General features: G+C 71.5%; 17 protein-coding genes. 5 read left to right on the forward strand and 12 right to left on the reverse strand.

The window, feature by feature from the left end:
* Positions 1-354 precede the first annotated feature (354 nt).
* Together ACFWVP_RS28390 and ACFWVP_RS28395 are read right to left on the reverse strand one after the other, a co-directional pair.
* Complete coding sequence (locus tag ACFWVP_RS28390) at positions 355-1,299, reverse strand: MarR family transcriptional regulator (RefSeq protein ID WP_384500811.1); 945 nt, start codon at positions 1,297-1,299, stop codon at positions 355-357.
* A gap of 488 nt (positions 1,300-1,787) precedes the next feature.
* Positions 1,788-2,504 (reverse strand): hypothetical protein, encoded by a 717-nt coding sequence (locus tag ACFWVP_RS28395; protein ID WP_384500812.1) that lies wholly within the window; start codon positions 2,502-2,504, stop codon positions 1,788-1,790.
* Between the two features lie 333 nt (positions 2,505-2,837).
* Between ACFWVP_RS28395 and ACFWVP_RS28400 the strand changes: the two genes are divergently transcribed.
* The gene (locus tag ACFWVP_RS28400) at positions 2,838-4,211 is read left to right on the forward strand and encodes a helix-turn-helix domain-containing protein (protein WP_384500813.1); all 1,374 of its coding nucleotides are present in this window, start codon (positions 2,838-2,840) and stop codon (positions 4,209-4,211) included.
* 2 nt (positions 4,212-4,213) lie between these two features.
* Here ACFWVP_RS28400 and ACFWVP_RS28405 read toward each other — a convergent pair whose 3' ends face one another.
* The 5 genes from ACFWVP_RS28405 to ACFWVP_RS28425 all read right to left on the reverse strand — a co-directional run bounded on the left by ACFWVP_RS28405 (position 4,214) and on the right by ACFWVP_RS28425 (position 9,712).
* A complete protein-coding gene (locus ACFWVP_RS28405) occupies positions 4,214-4,894 on the reverse strand; it encodes a hypothetical protein (RefSeq protein WP_384500814.1) in 681 nt (226 codons plus the stop codon).
* Between the two features lie 134 nt (positions 4,895-5,028).
* Positions 5,029-6,075: a hypothetical protein gene (locus ACFWVP_RS28410; RefSeq protein ID WP_384500815.1), complete on the reverse strand. Its 1,047-nt coding sequence runs from the start codon at positions 6,073-6,075 to the stop codon at positions 5,029-5,031.
* 11 nt (positions 6,076-6,086) lie between these two features.
* Positions 6,087-7,022 carry an N-acetylneuraminate synthase family protein gene (locus ACFWVP_RS28415; RefSeq protein WP_384500816.1) on the reverse strand — a complete coding sequence of 312 codons (936 nt, stop codon included), beginning with the start codon at positions 7,020-7,022 and terminating at the stop codon, positions 6,087-6,089.
* 12 nt (positions 7,023-7,034) lie between these two features.
* Positions 7,035-8,285: a cytidylyltransferase domain-containing protein gene (locus ACFWVP_RS28420; protein WP_384500817.1), complete on the reverse strand. Its 1,251-nt coding sequence runs from the start codon at positions 8,283-8,285 to the stop codon at positions 7,035-7,037.
* Between the two features lie 41 nt (positions 8,286-8,326).
* Positions 8,327-9,712: a DUF6716 putative glycosyltransferase gene (locus ACFWVP_RS28425; protein ID WP_384500818.1), complete on the reverse strand. Its 1,386-nt coding sequence runs from the start codon at positions 9,710-9,712 to the stop codon at positions 8,327-8,329.
* 208 nt (positions 9,713-9,920) lie between these two features.
* Between ACFWVP_RS28425 and ACFWVP_RS28430 the strand changes: the two genes are divergently transcribed.
* Both ACFWVP_RS28430 and ACFWVP_RS28435 read left to right on the forward strand, forming a co-directional pair.
* A complete protein-coding gene (locus ACFWVP_RS28430; RefSeq protein WP_384500819.1) occupies positions 9,921-10,901 on the forward strand; it encodes a glycosyltransferase family 2 protein in 981 nt (326 codons plus the stop codon).
* Entirely contained in the window at positions 10,898-12,298 is a 1,401-nt protein-coding gene (locus tag ACFWVP_RS28435; protein ID WP_384500820.1) for a polysialyltransferase family glycosyltransferase, read from the forward strand. Before ACFWVP_RS28430 ends, ACFWVP_RS28435 begins: the two co-directional genes overlap by 4 nt.
* Positions 12,299-12,369: 71 nt before the next feature.
* On the opposite strand, the gene ACFWVP_RS28440 is transcribed toward ACFWVP_RS28435, so the two are convergent.
* Positions 12,370-14,694, reverse strand: a complete 2,325-nt coding sequence (locus ACFWVP_RS28440) for a glycosyltransferase (RefSeq protein ID WP_384500821.1) — start codon at positions 14,692-14,694, stop codon at positions 12,370-12,372.
* A complete protein-coding gene (locus tag ACFWVP_RS28445; protein WP_384500822.1) occupies positions 14,691-16,232 on the reverse strand; it encodes a hypothetical protein in 1,542 nt (513 codons plus the stop codon). The genes ACFWVP_RS28440 and ACFWVP_RS28445 overlap by 4 nt, the downstream gene beginning before the upstream one ends.
* A 357-nt stretch (positions 16,233-16,589) precedes the next feature.
* On the opposite strand from ACFWVP_RS28445, the gene ACFWVP_RS28450 reads away from it, so the two are divergent.
* Positions 16,590-17,762 (forward strand): acyltransferase family protein, encoded by a 1,173-nt coding sequence (locus ACFWVP_RS28450; RefSeq protein ID WP_384500829.1) that lies wholly within the window; start codon positions 16,590-16,592, stop codon positions 17,760-17,762.
* Between the two features lie 34 nt (positions 17,763-17,796).
* Positions 17,797-18,255, forward strand: coding sequence for a MarR family winged helix-turn-helix transcriptional regulator (locus tag ACFWVP_RS28455; RefSeq protein WP_384500823.1), 459 nt, complete (start codon positions 17,797-17,799; stop codon positions 18,253-18,255).
* Between the two features lie 18 nt (positions 18,256-18,273).
* Here the strand turns inward: ACFWVP_RS28455 and leuE are convergent, their stop codons facing one another.
* From leuE to ACFWVP_RS28470, 3 genes are all read right to left on the reverse strand, one after another.
* Positions 18,274-18,933 (reverse strand): leucine efflux protein LeuE, encoded by a 660-nt coding sequence (gene leuE / locus ACFWVP_RS28460; protein WP_384500824.1) that lies wholly within the window; start codon positions 18,931-18,933, stop codon positions 18,274-18,276.
* Positions 18,934-19,170: 237 nt separating this feature from the next.
* Positions 19,171-19,590 carry a Uma2 family endonuclease gene (locus tag ACFWVP_RS28465; protein ID WP_384500825.1) on the reverse strand — a complete coding sequence of 140 codons (420 nt, stop codon included), beginning with the start codon at positions 19,588-19,590 and terminating at the stop codon, positions 19,171-19,173.
* Between the two features lie 220 nt (positions 19,591-19,810).
* A partial coding sequence (locus tag ACFWVP_RS28470) for a methylmalonyl-CoA mutase family protein (RefSeq protein ID WP_384500826.1) occupies positions 19,811-20,644 on the reverse strand: 834 nt, incomplete at its 5' end.

Genomic DNA, 20,644 nt, shown 5'->3' on the forward strand with positions numbered 1-20,644 from the left:
ACCCACCCCGGACCCAAGAAGATGAAGATCCTCTGAGAACAGGACCTGGATGGGACTTTATGTAGAGGCCTGGTGAATATCCAGATGGAAATTGCTCTTCCCACATGCCAAACCGGACGATCAGTCTGTGATTCACCTCATGTTTGGCAGTGGCCCGAACGGGCCACGGACGCCTTCCTGACCTGCAGGGTCCAAGTGTGTTGCCGTCTCCGGTGCCCTTGCCCGAAAAACCACGGCACAAGACCTTCACGGCGGGCGCGGAACCATCGACTGGGGGTCAGGTCCAGGGCTCTGGCAGTCGCCCGGCAGGACGAACCGGCCGCCCCTCAGCGCACGGGCGGCAGGGCTCGGCCGTCAGGGGGACCGGAGCAGCGTGCGGAGGGTTCGGACGTGTGCGACGGCGTCATGTTCGGCGGTGGGTGCCGCGCCCTGTGGCGCGTCCGGGGCGGGTGGGCGGCAGGAGCGGCACAGGCCGTCGGGAAGCGCTTCGGGGTGGCCCGGTGCTCCGCACTCCGTGCACTCGACCATCAACCGGCGTACGGGCGCTTCCGGCCCTGGTGCGCTGTGCAGTTGGGGCGGGATCTTGTCGCGGAGGCGGCGCCTGAGGAAGCCGACCGGCGAGTCGACGGCTGCGGGGAGGCCTGCAGTGAGGGTCCGCACGACGTACTCCGCGTTCACTCCGCGCGCGAGCCAGGCGGCGGCCGGCTCCTCCAGGGCGGCGCAGTCGGCGGCGGAGAGTGCCAGCCGGGGTTCGGTGCGGCCCAGTTGGGCGAGCGCGCGGTACGCCGCCGAAGGGCCCTCCGGTGCCGGTGCCGGCTCGGGTGCCTGTGCCGGTTCTGCTTCCGGTTCCGGGGCCCGCTGCTGTGGCACTGTGACGGGCTGCGGATCCGGTGCGGGCTCGGCCCGGAGGTGGATGCTCCACCACTCGTTGTCCCGGGCGGTCCGTGACCAGTAGGTACGGGTGACCCAGCGGACCTGCCCGTCGCCGACGGCGGCCAGGCAGCGGACATGGCGCAGGTGACCGGCCACGCCCAGGGCCCTCAGCGCGCTGCCGACGGCCATCTGTCCGTACGGGGGAAGGCTCTTGGCCAGCGACTTGATGTCCATCGCGGCGCCGTCGGGAAGCCTGTCGACGTACCCGGCGATGTGGCGCTCCCGGTCGGGTAGGAACACGAAGTCATCGGCCTGGCGCGGGCGTTGGTCCGGTACGGAGCGCTTGCCGTAGCCGGGGTTCGCCTTCGGGTACGGGGGCGAGGATGCGGGTGCGCGCAGGGCGGAGCTAATCTGCTGGGTAGCCACGGGATCACCTTCGGGATCTTGCGGTGAGACCCCGGCCTGGTGCTGTCAACACCTAGCCGGGGTCGTTCAGTTGCGGGCACCGTAAGCAGCCGCGACTCTTCGCCGCAAGTCGGTCACAATTAGTCATACTTGCTGGCCGTGACAGGTCAGGGAGGGTGGGGAGGGTTTCCCAACCCTTCATTCACCTACCGGGTACAGACAGCGCTCGGGTCCCGGATCTCGTGCCCCGACTCCCGGATCCCGAAGCTCAAGACTCGGGCCCGCCCCCTCCACGTACCCCTCGAAGGAGTGAACCGCCGGTACCGGCGCTCGACCCCCGGCACTCGGGTCCCGGGACCCGAGCCCGGATGCGCGCTGCGCCCGTGCTTGTACGGCAGGGGCGTCGGGGCGTCCTCCCGGTGTCCCCCACGGTGGGAGGACGCCCCCGGCTTTCATGGTGGCCGTGCGTGCGGTCGGACGGCTGGCTCGGCTCGCGGTCTGTCGGGGCGTCAGTACAGCTTCTTGACCGCCTTGGTCGTCGTGTTCTTGAAAGCGGCCACCGGCGCGTCGGCGAAGGTGCCCATCTGGCCCCAGCTCACGACGGTCACCGCCCGGCCGTCCCGACCGACCGACAGCAGGTGGATGTCCGTGGCGCCGTAGGACGTCGTGGTGTGCAGGCCGTGCACCCGCGCACCCTCCTCGACCGGCAGCGAGCCGTAGTCCCGGCCCTCGGCCTCGGTCTCCGGGTCGTTCTGCTCGATCCGGTCGGCGCAGGCGGTGATCTCCTCGTCCAGGAGGGCGGCGAGCGCCTTGCCCTTGGCGTCGGAGCCCGCGACGACGGTGACCTGTGCGGCGCCGGTGTCCAGATCGGTGGTGAAGATCCGGTGCCGGTAGTCGTAGGCCGGTACGCCCTCGCCCAGGCAGTAGGCGAGCTCCGCCGGGAAGCCGCCGGTGACCGGCCCCGCGAACCAGTCGGACGAGGGGTGCGGCGGCAGCTCGGACGCCTTGAGGAACGCGGGCAGGGCGGCCTTGGCCCGGAAGGCGATCTCTGCCGTGGATCCGGCCACCTGTGACGTCCCGGCCTTGTCCGGTGCGGCGGCCTTCTGTGCCGCGGTGACCTTCTCCCGTGCGGGGCCCTCCTGGGCCTGGGTCGGTACGGAGCAGGCGGCGAGAGCGGCGACGGTGAGCACTGCGGTGAGCACGGCGGCGCGGGTGTGCATGGGCATGGGTGTCCCTCGTGTGGAGTGCGGGAAGAGGTGCGTGACGGAGTCCGTCGTGGGATGCGGCGGTGACGACCCGACGTCATCACGCCGGCCGTCGTACGCCGAAGTCGCCGCGCCGGTCGCTGTGACGGTGCCGGTGCGTCCGGCGGGGATCGGGGCGGCACCATGAGCATCGGCGGTCGCGGCGGGGCGGCGCAAGGCCCGTCGGCGGATCGGTCGGGGTGGAACCATCCCAGCCCCCCTGACGTGCAGGTACACGGACGCCTGGGACACGGCTCCCGCCCCGGGACGCCTGCTCCCGGGACCGGGTCGAGCCTGACGAATGCGGAGGTGACGGTGCCGGCACAGGACTCCGTGGCACAGTTCGCGGCGCTGCTGCGGGAACTGAAGGAGCGTACGGACCGCAGTTACGGTTCGCTCGGCCGCCGTCTCCGGATGAACACGTCCACGCTGCACCGCTACTGCACCGGCGAGGCGGTCCCGCTCGACTTCGCGCCCGTGGAGCGTTTCGCGGCCCTGTGCGGGGCGTCGGGTGCGGAACGTCTGGAGCTCCACCGCCGCTGGCTCCTGGCCGTGGCAGCCCGGCAACGGCCCCACCCGGTCGCGGCCGTCGGGGCAGCGGAGGGGAGCTCGGCGGACCCGCAGCCCGGCGAGAGCGGCGGCGACGACGGCAGCGTCACCACGAGCGGATCCGCCGACGGACCGGTCGACGAACCGGCCGACACGGAAGACCTGGTGAGCGGCCCGGCGCCCACACCCCGCGGCCCCGCGCCCACAGCCATCGGCCCGCGCCCCCGCCCCTGGTACCGCCGCAAGCGTGCCGCGGCCGTCGTATGTGCCGTGCTCGCCGGTGTGGGAGGTCTGTCCCTGCTGCCGGAGGACGGCCGGTACGCCCGCGACGGCGGTGCGCGGACCGCGTCGGCCCCTTCCGCGACCGCGTCCGCGACCACCGGCCCCACGGCCCCGCACACCCGTTCCGCGGCGCCGTCCGGTGGCCCGGAGGACGGCACCGCGAGCCCTTCCGGACCCCGGCGCCGGCCCTCGGCCCCGGCCGGAGCCACGCGCGCCCCGGCGGGCTCCGCGCCCGCGGGTCCTCCCCTCGCCGTGACCGTCGACTCCCATGCCTGGGCGTTCGGCTGCGGTCACGACTACGTCATCGCCGAGCCCCCGGAACGGGTACCGCCGCCCCCGGCCGCGCAGGACGCCGGCACCTGGGCGGCGGCCCAGCGGGCGGTGCACGGCGGTGAGACGATCGTGAGACTGTCCGTGCAGGGGACGTCCGACACCGCCGTGGTCCTCGAAGCGCTACGGGTACGTGTGACCGGCCGCGCCGAACCGGCGCCGGGCAACGCGTACTCCATGGCCCAGGGCTGCGGCGGCTCCCTCACCCCGCGGACCTTCGCCGTGGACCTGGACAAGGACCGGCCCATCGCCCGCGCGACCGCCGGCAACGACGCCGGCACACCGATCCCGGCGGTGAGCATGCCCTACCGGGTGTCCGCCGAGGACCCCGAGGTCCTGCTCGTCACCGCCAGGACCGGGGCCTGCGACTGCAGTTGGTACCTGGAGCTGGACTGGTCGTCCCAGGGCCGCGCGGGCACCGCCCGGATCGACGACCGCGGCCGCCCGTTCCGCACCAGCGCCGTCGAGGGCCTGACCCCCTACGAGTACGACACCTCCGCCCGCGCCTGGGCCCCCCGCGTGGACTGAACTCAGTCCTTCCGCGCGTCCCAGGGGCCGCCGATCCAGCCGTCGAAGGAGGGGATCAACGCGGTGAGGGCTGCTCCGAGCCGCCAGTCGAGGTCCGGTGCGTACAGCTTCACCGAATTCCCGGACGACTTGAACTCCAGGGGGATCTGTCCCGCCGAGCGCCACTTGATGCGGCGGGGGCCCCGGGGGAAGTCCCCGCCGCCCCCGCCGCCACCGAACAGGACGGCCAGGAGCATCAGCGGCAGCAGGGGTGTACAGGGCCACCACACGCACCACCAGAAGAGCCGGCCCTTGTATCCCACCGCGTCGGGGGCACCGGAGCGGCTCACGGTCCAGCGCGTGCGCAGTCCCCGGCTGAACGCCTTGTCGCGCGTGAACACACCGAGCGGTTCGCCCTGCGGGCCGAGAACCTGGAACTGTGCCCGTCCCCCGCTCGCGGAGACCGTGACCAGGGTGGCGACCCGTGCCTGGCGGTGCTCGTCCGCCCACAGGACGAAGGAGCGGGCGCCGTGCTTACGGGCCGCGAGGTAGGCGGGTACGCCACCGGGCGGCAACTCGCGTTCCACATGGGCGACCGTCCGTGACGTTCCCGGACCGTCGGCGAAGGTGACCTCACAGTCGAGCTGCCCACCAGGAGCGGTCCTCAGTTTCCCGAGGGCTCGCAAGGTCAGAGTGCTGGTCACCCGATGGGCTCCTTCGTGCGTCCGCGCCGACCGTCAACGACCAATCTAGTGCAGCCGGTTGAACCACCCGATCGCGGTCCCGCGTACGCGCCGCCGGCCTGGGGACAAAGGGCGTGGAGCTTCCCCGGGCGGGCTCAGCCCTCCGCCGTCACCGCCGTGACCCGCCAGGGCGACAGCCGCTGTACGTCCCGGGCCGTTTCCGTGACCCCGCTCAGGAAGCCCTGCGCGCGCGGGGAGGCCGAGTCGCGGAGCCACTCCGGAGCTATGTCGCAGACCGCGACCTTCACCCCGGTGCCGGCCAGGGCCAGCGGGAGGGTGTGGACCACCGTGGAGGGGAAGCTGAGGACCGTGTGGCCGATGGGACCACGGCGGGCGATGAGTTCCAGGGGGAGGTCCGGGCGGACGATCTCCAGGCCGGTGGTCGCTTCCAGCGCGTGGAGCTTCTCCGCCGATTCGCGCCGGTGGGCGAAGTAGCGGGTCGCCCCGTGGGCGCGGGCCAGGGCGGTGACCGCCTCCTGGTACGGGACCGGGTCGACCACTCCCGTCTCCACCAGGGACGTCCCGACCAGGTCGGCACCCTTGGTGATCAGGGGCGGGCCGAAGCGCTCGCGGGTCCAGGCGAAGGTGTTGGACGTGACCTCGACGTCCTGCGGCGCCTGAACCGGCATCGCGGTGAACACCTCGACCGTGCGGGTCGCCGAGGGGGTGAAGCTGCGGCGGGCCGCCGAGGTGACCGGGGCCAGGAGCAGTTCGCGCGGGCCCCGGCTGCCTCGGCGGTGCCAGCGCACCAGGCGTTCGCCGCGCGCCAGTTGGGCGACGAACTCCATGGTGGCGGTGCCGTCGTCCACCACCGTGATCCGCCGGGTGCGGACCAGGGTGAGGAGCATCTGTACGTAGCGGGAGAACGGGTCCCCGATGACGATGCGGTCGGCCTTGCGGATCAGCCCGGTCAGGGCGCGCAAGGCCTTCAGAGGCGCGCCGGTCTCCCCGCGCGCCTCCTGCCAGCGGACGGTGATGCCCTCGTCGCGGGCCAGCTCCGCCATCCTGCGCAGCTGGCCGCGCGACATCGGGTCGACCGGGGGGAGGACTACGACCGTGGTGTCGGCCGGACCTCCCCGCGCGTGGGTCCACTCCAGGACGTTCAGGAGCTGGACCGGGCTCTCGACGAAGGCGAGGTTCACCGGTCGGCCCGTCAGACCGTGACCGGCTCGGCGGCCGGCGCGTTCTCGGTCTCGGCGACGACGCCCGCGACCCGGCGGAGCTTCTTCATCGGGCCGAGCTCCGACTCGTAGACCTTCTTGACGCCGTCACCGAGGGAGGCCTCGATGGTACGGATGTCGCGGACGAGGCGGGTGAGGCCCTGCGGCTCGACGGAGGCGGCCTGGTCGGAGCCCCACATGGCACGGTCGAGGGTGATGTGGCGCTCGACGAACGCGGCGCCGAGCGCGACGGCGGCGAGGGTCGTCTGGAGGCCCGTCTCGTGGCCGCTGTAGCCGATCGGGACGTTCGGGAACTCGCCCTGCAGGGTGTTGATGACGCGCAGGTTGAGCTCCTCGGCCTTCGCCGGGTACGTCGACGTGGCGTGGCAGAGCAGGATGTTGTCGCTGCCGAGGACCTCGACCGCGTGGCGGATCTGGCGCGGGGTGGACATGCCGGTGGAGAGGATGACCGTGCGGCCGGTGGCGCGCAGCGAGCGCAGGAGCTCGTCGTCGGTGAGGGAGGCCGAGGCGACCTTGTGCGCCGGGACGTCGAACTTCTCCAGGAAGGCGACGGCCTCGGTGTCCCACGGGGAGGCGAACCAGTCGATGCCGCGCTTGGCGCAGTGGTCGGAGATGGCCTGGTACTCGGCCTCGCCGAACTCGACGCGGTGGCGGTAGTCGATGTAGGTCATCCGGCCCCAGGGGGTGTCGCGCTCGATGTCCCACTGGTCGCGCGGGGTGCAGATCTCCGGGGTGCGCTTCTGGAACTTGACGGCGTCGCAGCCGGCCTCGGCGGCCACGTCGATCAGCGCGAGGGCGTTGTCGAGCTCGCCGTTGTGGTTGATGCCGATCTCACCCGTGATGTAGACGGGGTGACCGGGGCCGGCGGTGCGGGTGCCGAGCGTGCGCAGACGGGAGGTGCTGCTCATGGTGGTGCTTCCTTACTTGGTGGGGGCGTTGGCAGGGGTGGGGCTGGTGGTGAGGGTGGGGCCCAGGAGCCAGGCCGCGATCTCGCGGATGGCGCCGAACCCGCCGGGTGTGGTCGTGACGGCGCGCGCCGCGGCGCGTACCGAGTCGTGGGCGCTCGCGACGGCGACGGGCCAGCCCGCCAGGCCGAAGCAGGGCAGGTCGTTGACGTCGTTGCCGACGTACAGGACGCGGCCGAGGTCGAAGCCCTGTTCCTCGCACCACTGCTTGAGCGCCAGGTCCTTGCGGTCGATGCCGTGCAGGACGGGGACCTGGAGCTTGCGGGCGCGGGCGGCGACGACCGGGTTCTGTTCCGTGGAGAGGATCAGGAGCGGTACGCCGGCCTTGCGCAGGGCGGCGATGCCGAGGCCGTCGCCCCGGTGCACGGCGACGATCTCGTGCCCTTCGGAGTCGATGAGGACGCGGTCGTCGGTCTGGGTGCCGTCGAAGTCGAGGACGACGGCGTCGACGTCCTCACGGGTCGGCAGCGGCGACGGGTCCAGGAGGGGGGCGAGGGCGCGGGCGCGAGCCAGGTCGTGCGGGTCGTCGATCTCCAGCACCCGCGCGGGGTCGGTGCGTACGAGCGCGGTGTGGCCGAAGAAGCGGTGGCGGTGGGTGCGGAATCCGGGGACGGCCATGGCGTACGCGGCGCCGGTCTCCAGCAGGTCCTGCGGGCGGTCCTGGCGGCGGGGGCGTACGGCCTTGTCGTGGTTGACGCCGTAGGTGTCGTCCTCCACGGCGCTGCCGTCGCGCCAGACGAAGCCGTGGAAGGGGGCGACGGTGACGGCCGTGTCGGCGCCTTCGCGGGCGACGGCGGCGGCGACGCCGTCGATGTCCTCGCGGGTGATGAAGGGGCTGGTGCACTGGACGAGGAGCACCACGTCGGCCTGCCGGCCGGGCTGCGTCGACTCGTAGACGTCCAGGGCGTGCAGGACGGCGGCCTCGCTGGTCGCGGTGTCACCGGCGATGGCGGCGGGGCGGTGGACGCAGTGCAGCCGCCCGGACTCGCCGAGCGCGTCGCCCGCGGCCCTGGCGGCGTCCGCGATGGCCGGGTCGTCGGTGGTGACGACGACGTCGGTGACCTCCGGGGAGGCGAGGCAGGCGCGGACCGCGCGGGCCACCAGGGGGACTCCGCCGACCTGGGCGAGGTTCTTGGCGGGGACGCCCTTGGATCCGCCGCGGGCGGGAATCACGGCGAGCACGGTCGGGGCCGGTGGCGGGGTCATGGCTGCTCCTGGGGCGAAGGGCGTGGCGGCGGAGGCGGTGGTCACAGGTCGCCCATCCGGCGGATCACGGGGGCGACCCGCTGGACGCCGTGTCGGTAGGCGCCGCGTGCCGCGTTGCGTACGGTCTGGCGCACCGCGCCCCTGACCCGGCCGGCCTCCCTGGGTGCGGCGGCACCCGGCAGGGGATGCCCGTCGGCGGAGAGGTGGTGGCGGGCGAGGATGCCCGGGAGGTACCCGGGGGCGGTGGCGGGGGTGTAGTAGGGCGCGATGTCGGGGAGGGTGTCGCGTCCGAGGAGGACGGCGACCTTGGCCCGCGCGGTGTCGTAGGCCGACTCGTACGAGCCGTCGGCCGCGACGCCCTGGCCGGACACCCAGTCCTCGTCGGGCCGGGGGCGGTGCCCGCCGTCGATCCGGTCCCAGGAGGTGACCAGTCCGGAGCCGATGAAGTGGTGGTTGCCGAGGATCTCCCGGACGCCGAGGTCGGAGAGGACCGCGGTCGGGATACGGCGGTGCAGGGATTCGAGCGCCGCCGTCGAGGAGACCGTGATCAACAGGTCGGTGCGGTCCAGGACTTCGCCCATGTGCCCGTACACGAGGCTGAAGTTGGGCGGCAGCCCGCCCGGGACGCGTTCCGCGAGCCGCTGGTAGGGCAGTTCCTCGATGTGGGTCGTGTGTTCGCCCGGCTTGGAGCGCAGCTTGAGGAGCACTTCGCGCTTCGGGTGCAGCCGGGCGTGCTCGACGAGCCTGCGCAGCAGGTACGTACGGTCGGCCCGGGAGGCCGGTACGGAGGGCTGGGCCGCGAACACGATGGTGTCGCGGCCCTCTTCCGGCCGGTACGGCGCCCCGCCGAGGAACGGCAGGGCGGCCTCCGTGACGGCCGACGCGTCGGCGCCGACCCCTTCGTACACGGCGCGGAAGCGCCGTGCGTCGTCCCGGGAGTTGGCGAGGACGATGTCCGCGCCGTGCCGCAGCAGGAGCCCGTCGGCGAGCTTCTCGTAGACGACCCCCACGTAGCCGGTGACGACCACGGGCCTGCGGGGCAGCCCGAGGGCGGCCAGGCCGTGCAGCATCGCCTGGACGGCGCCGCCGACGAGGGCGAGCACGACGACGTCGTACCCCTCGTCCCGCACGGCGTGCAGGAATTCGACGGCCGTCACCTCACGCACCCGGCCGGCGTCCACGCCGACCTCTCCGACCTCGGCGAGCTGCCGGGGGGTCGGGGTGGCCCGGCCTCGCAGCAGCAGCCCGCTGACCTCGACAGGACGGTCGTCCGTGCCGGGCACCGCACCTCTGGCGGTCAGGCGGCGCGCGGTGAGCGCGCCCCACTTCCACCGGGTGTCGGAGTCGGCGAGCACGGCAACCCTGAGCGCCGGGGAGGCGGCTTCGGTGTCGGCCGGGTCAGCCGCATTACTGGTACGTGGAGGCACGTCCTAAAAGCTAGGAAGGCATTTCGATGCGCGGCCCAACGCGGGGGCAACAAATGGTTAACAGCCCACCGACTGTTGGCCAATCGACTCCGGATCGACGCGAATCCGGCCCGTGATCCGGCTGGTTCACCGTTCCTACATTCGCCGTTCACCCACCGTCCTTGCCGGGGACAAGGCAAGTGCGGGGGCCCGCCCTAGCGTGATGCGGGTGGTTAAGCTCTCCGTCATCATGCCGTTCTTCAACGTGCAGACATACGCGCCCGACGCCCTGAGAAGCCTGCGGGCCAACGCCCGCGAGGACTTCGAGTTCATCCTCGTCGACGACTGTTCGACCGACGGGACACGGGAGATCCTGGAACGCGCGGCACGCGACCTCCCGGGCGCCGTTCACATCAGACGGGAGGAAAGCGGGGTGTCGGCCGCCAGGAACACGGGCCTGGACGTGGCGCGTGGTGAATACATCACTTTCCTGGACGGCGACGACTGGGTTTCCCCCGGCTATTTCGAGAAGCTGGTCGAGAACATCGAGGGTCTCGGCTGCGATTTCCTGCGTACGGACCATGTCCGGTGCACCGGCACCGAGCGCACCGTGTACCGGGTGCCGTACGGCCCGCGCGACAGCGTGGTCGATCCGCGTTCGGTGATCCTGCCCGGAAACCGCTCGACACCGGTCGACTATCCGTACTCCTGGGCGGGCGTCTACCACCGCAGGCTCCTCGACGGCGGCCTGCTGCACTTCCCCGAGAACCTCCGCACGGCCGAGGACCGGCCGTGGATCTGGCGCCTGCACCGCGAGGCCGAGTCCTTCGCCGTGTCCGGTCTGCTGGGCATCTTCTACCGGCGGGGTGTCACCTCGTCCCTCACGCAGATCGGCGACATGCGGCAGCTCGACTTCATCCCGGCGTTCGACCAGGTCATCACGGACATCTCCCAGGACCGTGACGCGGACCTGTTCCTGCCGAAGGCCGTGCGCACCTACTGCGCGATCATCACGCACCACCTCTCCGAGATCTCGAAGTTCGAACCGGACGTGGCCCGAGCGCTGCGCACCATGAGTGCGTCGGCGCTGCGGCGGATGCCGCAGCGGGTGCTGGACGAGGCCCTCGACTCCATGGACATCGAGCGGTCGACCCAGCTGCGGCGGCTGCGGCGCCGACCCGCCACCGCGAGGGAGGTGGCCGCGGCATGAGCACTCCTCTGACGAACCCCTCCCGCACCGGTGCGGGACGCCGCACCACGCAGATCTTCCTGGCCTCCACCCTCTACGGGACGGCCACCCTCGCCGCGGCCCTCGACTCCGGCTGCTTCGGCGAGGCCGACCGGCGCGTCCTGCTCGTCGCGAACAACGCGGCGGTCCCGGAGACGTCCCTCGCCGTCGACGCGATGCCGGGGTTCGAGCGGCTGCGGGGGCGGTTCGACGACGTGGTGTCCTGGAACGGGACCATCGCCCCCTTCCATCCGAGCAACTGGTCACCCCGGCCGGACGATCTGCCCCTGTGGGAGCGGTATCTGCGGCTCGCCTGGGACCTGGGCGACGACGACGTCGAGCTGACGATCGAGTCCATCCAGGTCAACCCGGCCATCGCCGTCGCCCAGATCTTCACCGGCGTCCCGATCGACGTGTACGCCGACGGACTGATGAGCTACGGACCCACCCGCAACAAGATCGATCCGCTGGTCGGCACGCGGGTACGGCGCGTGCTCCACCTCGACCTGGTGCCGGGGCTGAAGCCGCTGCTGCTCACCGAGTTCGGGGCCGCGCCCGTGGTCGTACCGAACGAGAGCTTCCTCAAGGTGCTGGGCGAACTGGCCGACGTGTCCGTGGACCTGCCGTCCGTGGACGCGCCGGCGCTGCTGCTCGGCCAGTACCTCTCCGCGCTGAAGCTGATCTCCCCTGAGGAGGAGGAGGAGCTGCACCTGCGGATGATGCGCGGCGCGGTCGCGCTCGGCCACACCCGCCTGGTGTTCAAGCCGCATCCCACCGCCCCGGCCCGGTGGACCCGCGGCATGGAGGAGGAAGCGGTACGGCTCGGCGCCGAACTGACCGTGCTGGACGCCGGGATACTCACCACTCCGGTGCTCGCCGAGGTGATCTACCAGCGGATGCGCCCGGCCCTGGTCGTCGGCTGCTTCTCGACCGCGCTGCTCACCGCGTCCTCGCTGTACGGGCTGCCGGTCGCACGGGTCGGCACGGAGATGCTCCTGGACCGGCTCTCCCCGTACGAGAACAGCAACCGGATGCCCGTCACACTCGTGGACGCGCTGCTTCCCGATCTGACGGACCGTCCGGCGGTCGAGGCCCAACGGCCGTCGGTGGGTACGGAGCTGGATGTGCCCGCACTGGTCAGGGCGGTCGGCTTCGCCATGCAACCGCGGATACACGCCGGTCTGCGCCCCGAGGCCGAGCTCTATCTCTCCACCCGGCTCGACGACAGCACGACCTCGCGCTACTTCAAGCGCCGCCGGCTCACCTCGCTGGGGCTGCCGGGCGGAGTGCCCGCGCAGTTCGCGTTCCTGCCCCGCAACGCGGCCGTGCGCCGGGTGGTGCGCCGGGCGCGCTCGTTGCGGCGTGCCGTGCGGAAGTAGCGCGGGCGTCCCACGACAGGAGCCGGGCGGACCTGGGACCAGGTCCGCCCCGCTCTTCGCCGTGAACGGGGTCAGACGGTCCGGCCGCCCAGGATGACCCGCAGGTCGGCCGCGTTCGCCTCGGTGATCTTCCACAGTTCCTGCTGACGGCCGTGCACGTCGGCGACCGTCGCCGCGTGGTCGGACAGCAGCCCGGCGGCCCGCTCGACGAGACGTGCGCCGAGGTGCCGGTCGTGGACGGAGATGCCCCACTCGGGCCGCTCGATGTCCGCCAGGAAGTACGCCATCTTCGGGTGCGAGATCAGACTGATGATCGGAGTACCGCAGCCGAACGGGATCATCCCCGCGTGGCCGCGCATCCCGATGACCAGCTTCGTACGCGCGTACGTGTCCCGGATCGCGTCGTTGTCGAAGTCGTACATCGGGATCACCGGCAGCGAGATGCCGTGCTCACGCCGCAGGTCGAACGCGATCCGCTCGTCGTCCAGCGAATGCGCCACGCACCGCACGTCGCCGTACGCCCGGAGCCCCTTGACGGCGGTGGCCATCTCGCCGAGGAAGTGCCCGTAGTCGTGGCCGAAGCGGAGCCCGGCCCGGTCGTACGCGGCGTTGATCAGGATGGTGTCGTCGCGCTCGGCGGGGTCGGTCCAGCCGGGCGTCGTCTGCCGGGTCACGGTCGTCGGGCAGGGCTGGAAGCGCACCTTGTCCCGCAGCTCGGCCGGGAGCAGGTCGCGCACCTTCTCGATGGAGCCGTGGTTGCGCAGCCCGAAGAACGCGGAGCGCTCCACCAGCTTCCGCAGACTCGACAGGAAGCGGTTGCGGCTCTGGCCGTAGGCCTGTCCGTCGAAGGCGTTGAAGCCGACGGCGTAGACCATGACGGGTACGTCGATGCGCTCCAGGAGCGCGTCGGGGACGTTCCACTGCCAGCCGCTGTTGCCGTTGGGCGCGGTGTCCGGGATGAAGAGGCCTCCGCCGCCGATGACCAGGCCGCGGCGGGCGTTGACCCGCTCCAGTGCCGCCTCGTCGAACAGGCGGTGGGCGTGCACGGAGTGCCAGCGGGCGGGACCGGTGTCCTGGTCGAACGCGAGGCGCACGCTCTCCGGCAGCAGCTTGTCCCCGGCGTTGCCCTGCTGCTCCATGTAGAAGGCGACATGGGCGAGCTGATCGGCGGGCCTGCCCTCGGCGGGCGGCTTCGCGGCGGTGGTGCGCTTGTACATCAGCCGGTTCGCCCGGTGCGTCGGGTCGACCCCGAGCCCGTCCAGGGCGTATTCGGCGGCCGCCTCGTCGTCGCCGTGGATCCAGGCGATCTGGGCGAGCCGTCCGAAGGAGGTCGCGGCCCGGTTGGGCGCGGCGGTGGCCAGCATCAGCTCGGCGCGCGCCTCACCGTAGCGGGAGACGCTCATCAGGGCGTGCCCCAGCACCTCGTGCGTCCAGGCCTCGTCCACCGGGATCCGGATGCCGCCCAGGAGGTCCACCGCCTCCTGGTACTCCCCCGCCCCGATGTGCGCGCCCGCGACGCGCCGCGCGGTCTCGACGTCACCGGTCCGCCGGACGTGCGGGATGCCGTAGTGCACCAGCAGGTCGTGGTGCTTGGCGCCGGGCAGGGAGAGGTAGGCCTCGTGGAAGTCGGCCTCGGAGAGCTCGTACGCGTGCCAGCGGTCCTCGGCCTGGCCGTAGCCGGCCTCGCCGCCCTGCCACGGCTTGTGGCGCCCGGTGAAGTGCAGGATCGCGGTGTCGTCCGGGACCGGGAGGTCTCCCGAGAGGCGCCGCTTGACGAAGTTGTAGCGGGCGTCGAGGTGGAGGAATCCGCCGTCGAGCACGGCGTTGAGGATGCCCTGGTCGTGCTTGTCGAGCTCGTACGAGCCGTTGCGTCCGACCTCGTCCAGCTTCGCGCAGAAGTCGTCGCTCAGGAACTCGCGCTGGATGACGAGCAGCCCGCTGTTGAGCTTGTGCTGTCCGTAGAAGAACTGCGGTACGGCGGCGAGGCCGTCGCGCAGCTCCAGCAGTTCACCCAGGTCACCGAGGACCACCATGTCGGTGTCCAGGGTGATCACGGTGTCGTAGTCGCGCACCCGGAACACGTCCAGGATGAAGTACGCCTTGCGCACCAGGTAGTTGTCCTGGTCGCCCTTGGCGTAGCTGTCGTAGTGCGCGGCGTCGACCTGGCGGAAGGAGACACGCGGGTGCAGGGCGCGGATCTTCGCGAGGGAGTCGGTGCGCAGGCCGTCGTGGAGGACGAGGAAGTCCTCGCAGACGGACGGGTTGGACAGCGCCAGGCTGCGGAGCAGGGTCAGGAAGCCCGGGAGGTAGTTCTCGTCCACGAAGCTCGCGAAGGCGATCCGGCGCTTGCCGGTGAGCGCGTTGGCTGCGGTCGGGATGGAAGGCGCGGTCGTCATCGCAGTCGGATCCTCGTATCGGTGACGCTCTGGGCGCGTTCCATGACCCACGCCTTCTCGCTGGTGTACTCGTGCACGGAGGTGATGGGCATCTTCATCGCACCGGCCAGCCGGTAGGCGCCGCTCTCGTAGAAGTCGAAGCCGATCAGGTCCAGTTGCGGGCTGACGTCCAGGAAGTCCAGCAGCCACAGCATGTTGAAACCGGTGGTGGGGATGGCGGGCCAGACGTCGCTGCCGACCTTGCCGATCTCGCGCAGCGGCCAGCGCAGCGACTCGTCGCCGAGGCAGGTCTGCGCACCGGGCACGAGCCGGCTGCGCAGGGACTGCTTCCAGCCGCCGGAGATGCCGCCGAAGACGAGCCTGGTGTCCACGCGCTGGTCCCAGTTGAAGCTGTGCTTGTGGATGGTGGCGTGGATGTCGGTGCGCCGGCCGGTCGCCGCCGGGTCGATCTTGTACGAGTTGAAGCGGACGACGAGGTCGTAGGCGTCGATCTCGGCGCCCATCGAACCGTTGCCGACGCGCTGCGAGTTGGCGATCAGGCAGATCGACTTGCCCGCGATGCGGTTGCGGAACTCGCCCAGCGTGATCCATTCGACACCGTCGAAGGTGGGGTCCGCGACGGCGCCGCGCGCCCGGTTCCTGCGCTGTTCGGCGTAGAGCTCGGTGAGTTCGGTGAGCGGGGTGGGCCCGGTGGGGTCGCCCGTGCCGCCTCCGCCGCCGATGACGCCGCTCGCCTCCCGCGCGAGGCCGAGGTACTGCGAGGCCGTGGCCTGGATCTCGGTCACGGGTGTGCCGTCGCGGGTCTGGGCGAGCAGCGCTCCGACCAGCCGGGGCTGTGCCTCCGCCCAGTCTCCGCGCGCGTGCAGCTCCAGGCCCTCGGCCCAGGACTCGGTGACGGGACGGTCGGTGAAGCGGCCGGCGGCAGGACAGCTCTCCTCCAGCCGCCGCACGAGCTCGTGCTGGATCTCCCCGCCCAGCCGCAGCCCGGCGACCTTCGCGGCCACACCGAATCCGTCGTCGTCGGTCAGGCCGAGGTAGCGCTCGTACGCGTCGAGGGCCGCGGTCTCCGCGCCCATCGTCTCCAGGACCCGGGCGCGCAGCCGCCAGCCCGCGCGGGAGCGCTTGCGCTGGGTGAGCACGGTGTCCGCGACGAGCAGGGCGAGCTTCGTCTCGTCCTCGTAGCCGCACTCCAGCGCCTTGTTGCCGACCGCGAGGAGCGGATCCATGAGCTCGTCGGCGAGTACCGGGCCGGTGCTCGTCGCGCCCTTGACGGTGCGCCGTATCAGCGGCAGCGACGCCGCGGGCGCCGGGGCGACGGGGGCCGTCGTGGCGTGCGTCGCCAGCAGATGACGCAGCGCCTCCGCGAGTGCCGTGCGACGCCGGTCGAGCCCCGTGACGAGCTTTCCGCTGTGGGAGGCGCAGGCGCGCAGGCATACGTCCAGGTCGGTGGGGGTGACGGCGGGGGAGGCAGTGCCCGCGCGTGGGGCCGGGACCTCCACGTCACGTGGCCGTTGCCAACGGGGGCGGGCTTTCGTCATGGCGCTCCAAGCGTCTGATGCCCGTGGGGGGAGGTGGGCGTCGGTTCGTACGCGGTCGCGGGCACCTCCGCCGAAACGGCTCCGAGGCTGCGTCCGCACAACAGGTTGCGGTTCGGCGTCACGGTAGAAAACCCGTACGACTGCCAGATGAACTCGCCCTGTCAGCCCGGGAAACTGCACACTTCCTGTCCGTTCTGTCCCTCCGCGCGGACCTACGCTGACGCGGCGCACCGGCTGAATGGAGTGGCTGTGACCATCACACCGCAGGACGCGGGGAGGACCGGAGCGGGGCCGTCGAAGGCCGCCGCGACACCGGGGACGGGCTTCACCGAGGGGACCGGGACGTCACCGGGCCCGGTGGGGCCGGTGACGTCCGTGGCGTCCCACCCCGGCGGCTCCGGGACCTGTGCGCCGCCGTCACGGCCTGCCCGGTCGCGGCCGCGGCTGCGCGCGCTCGACGGGCTGCGGCTGCTCGCCGCGCTGATGGTGGCGGCCTACCACTACGGCGGCCGGGGCGGTGACATCACCACGGCGTGGGGCAGTTCGCCCGCGGTCCAGTTCCCCACCGCGCACACCTGGTTCGCCTACGGCCCGCTGGGCGTGCAGATCTTCTTCGTCATCAGCGGCTTCGTGATCTGCATGAGCGGCTGGGGCCGGTCGCTTTCCTCGTTCTTCGCGTCGCGCGTCGCACGCCTGATGCCCGCCTACTGGGCCGCGGTCGTGCTGGTGACCCTGGTCTTCGCGCTGCCCGTGGTGACGTACGCGGCCGTCTCGCCCAGCGACGCGCTGGTCAATCTGACCCTGCTCCAGCAGCCGTTGGGGGCGAGCCGGGTGCTGGGGGTGTGCTGGACGCTGTGGGCGGAGATCCGCTTCTACGCGCTGTTCGCCCTGTTCGTCGTGCTGCCCGGCGCGAACCGGCAGCGGATCGTGCTGTTCTGCGCCGTGTGGACACTGGCGGCGGCTCTCACGAAGGCGTCCGGTCAGCCCTTCCTCGATGTGCTCCTCATGCCGGAGCACGCGCCCTTCTTCATCGGCGGCATCGGCCTCTACCTGGTCCACCGCGACCGCCGGGACGCGGTGGCGTGGGGCATCGTCGGGGTGAGCTGGCTGCTGGGCCAGCACCACGCGGTGGCGGACCTGTGGCATCCGGCCGGCCAGGAGGCGTTCTCGTACCGCTCGTCGCTGGTGATCATCCTGATCGTGACGGCGGGCTTCGTCGCGGTCGCCGCCATCGCCGTGGGCGCGCTGCACCGCGTCGACTGGCCCTGGCTGACGGTCGCGGGGGCGCTGACGTATCCCTTCTACCTGGTCCACGAGCATCTGGGGTGGGTGGTCGTGGGGGCGCTGCACCGCACCCTCGGTGTTCCCGCGGCGCTCACGGCCGTGCTCACGGTCGGGTCGATGCTGGTGCTGGCCTGGCTGCTGCACCGGTACGTGGAGCGGTGGTCCACCCCGCTGCTGCGGAAGGCCCTCACCCCCTCGGCCGCCCCACGGGACCCGCTGGCGGAACCCCGGGCGACCACCCCTTGACCTCAAGCGCGCTTGAGCTCCTACGTTCGGGGACATGGACTACTCACATGACGACGCGGGACTGGCACGGCAGCCGATCGGCTACTGGAGCTGGGCCGCCCATGAAGCCACCGTCACCCACATCCGCTCCGCCCTGGCCGAACACGGCCTGACCCAGCCGCGTTGGTGGGTCCTCAACCAGCTCGTGGACGCGGACGGAGCGGGCCGTCCACGGGCCGAGGTCGTCGCGATGCTCCGCGGCTACCTGCACATCGGGGACGCACTGGACCCCGAGATCGACACACTCGTCGTCGACGGCCTGGTCACCCAGGACGCCACCACCCGGCTGCGGCTGACCCCGGAGGGGCACGCGCTGCGAGCGAAGGTGTACGAGCGGGTCTCCCGGGCGAGGTCGGAGATCCACGCCGGCATCCCGGACGAGGAGTTCGTCGCCGCCCTCAAGGTGCTCCAGCGCATGATCCACAACGTGGGAGGCAAGGCCTGGCACCACTGAGGCCCGGACCCGCGGGGCTCAGACGCTGCTGAAGGTGAGCTTCGCCGCGAAACCGAGGAACAGCACACCCGCCGCCGAAGTGGCCCCCGCCGACAGCCGCTTACGGCGGCGGAACGCGGTGGCCAGGCGGGTGCCGCCGAATATGAGCGCCGTGAGGTACAGGAAGCTGCCGATCTGCAGCAGCGCGCCCAGCAGCAGGAAGGACAGCGCCGGATAGGCGTAGCCCGGATCGACGAACTGCACGAAGAAGGAGATCAGGAACAGGATCGCCTTCGGGTTGAGCAGGCTGACCACGAGCGCCCGCCGGTAGGGCCGCTCGACCGCCGTCGCGGGCTTCGCCTCCGCCTCCGTCAGCTCCGCGACCCGCCGGTGCCGATCGCGCCACATCGACACGGCTGCACGCAGCATCCCGATGGCCAGCCAGGTCAGATATCCCGCGCCCGCGTACTTCACGACGGCGAAGAGCAGGGGCGTCGTCTGCAGCAGGGAGGCGGCGCCCAGCGCGGACAGCGTCATCAGGACCGCGTCCCCGGTCCAGACACCCGCGGCGGCCACGTACCCGGTCCGCACACCGCGCCGGGCGGCCACGGACAGCACGTACAGCGAATTGGGCCCCGGCAGCAGAATGATCAGCACCAGGCCGGCGAGATAGGTCGGAAGATCGGTCACACCCAGCATGAACGGAGTGTCGCACGCGGGTACGACACTCCGCCCGGGCGGTCCGGAATACGGCGGACCGGTCCTGGTCGGGGGGTTGGTACGGGGCGCGGGTTCGGCGCCCGGCACGGCACGGGTTCGGCGCCCGGCACGGCACGGGTTCGGCGCCCGGCACGGGGCGGTCCTCGCCGCGCGGGTCAGTCCTCGTCGCCGTCCAGCAGACGGTCCACGGAGAGCTCCGTCTCCACACCGACGACGTCAGGCACGCCGAACGACGTCCCCCGCTTGCGGGGTGTCTGGTTCCGGTACTCCCCGCCGCGCGGATCGGTGCAGACCAGCACCTGGTCGTGCTTGCGGTTCGGCCACCACGTAGACCGGGATGCCCGCCTGGGCGTAGTCCTCGACCTTGGGGCCGAGATCGTCCGCCCAGTTGGTCGAGGTGACCTCCAGGACCATACGGAAGACGTGTGGGGCGTAGCAGTTCTTCATGACGTGCGCCTCACGGAAGTCGGATTCGACAACCGCGAGACCGGGAATCGCGTAGTCGTCCGGGCCGGTGGGCAGCCAGAGCCCGACCGCCTGGACCAGTCTCAGCCCGACCCCACGCGCTCTGACACCGAATTCCTCGCTGAGCCAGGACAGCGCCAGAGCACGCGATCCGTCGGCCGGTGGTGTCACAGTGAGCCTCCCTTGGAGAATCTCCACGCGATGCCCAGGCAGCGAGCGTGCGGCCTGTTCGGCCGCCTAGCCGATCGTCAGCTCGGACTGCATCGTCGTCACCTGCTCCTCGTGCTGTGTCACAGCCACGGCATCCTCCTTTCGGAGACCACTGTTCACGAGCTCATCCACGGACGCGGGTGATCGGCGGGAGATCACCCGCGAGGGTGGACCCCGCCGGTCAGAACGCGTCCGTCGGGACGTACGTCCCCCAGACCTCCCGCAGCGCGTTACAGACCTCGCCCACCGTCGCCCGGGCCCTGAGCGCGTCCTTCATCGGGTAGAGGACGTTGGCTGTGCCCTCCGCCGCCGTCCTCAGCTCCGCCAGTGCCGCGTCCACCGCCCCCTGGTCGCGCTCGGCCCGGAGCTTCGCCAGCCGGGCGGCCTGCTGGGCCTCGATCTCCGGGTCGACCCGGAGGGGCTCGTAGGGCTCCTCCTCGTCGAGGCGGAAGCGGTTGACGCCGACGACCACACGCTCGCCGCTGTCGGTCTCCTGCGCGATCCGGTAGGCGCTGCGCTCGATCTCGCCCTTCTGGAAGCCGCGTTCGATGGCGTTGACCGCGCCGCCCATGTCCTCGACCCTGAGCATCAGTTCCAGGGCCGCGGCTTCGACGTCGTCGGTCATCTTCTCTACGACGTACGAACCCGCGAAGGGGTCCACCGTCGCCGTCACGTCCGTCTCGTAGGCCAGGACCTGCTGGGTGCGCAGGGCCAGGCGGGCCGACTTGTCGGTGGGGAGGGCGATGGCTTCGTCGAAGGAGTTGGTGTGCAGTGACTGGGTGCCGCCGAGGACCGCGCCGAGGCCCTGCACGGCGACCCGGACCAGGTTGACCTCGGGCTGCTGGGCGGTGAGCTGGACGCCCGCGGTCTGCGTGTGGAAGCGGAGCATGAGCGACTTGGGGTTCTTCGCGCCGAACTCCTCCTTCATCACCTTCGCCCAGATCCGGCGCGCGGCACGGAACTTGGCGACCTCCTCCAGGATCGTCGTACGGGCGACGAAGAAGAAGGAGAGCCT

Source organism: Streptomyces sp. NPDC058637, from assembly GCF_042717325.1.
Taxonomy (GTDB): domain Bacteria; phylum Actinomycetota; class Actinomycetes; order Streptomycetales; family Streptomycetaceae; genus Streptomyces.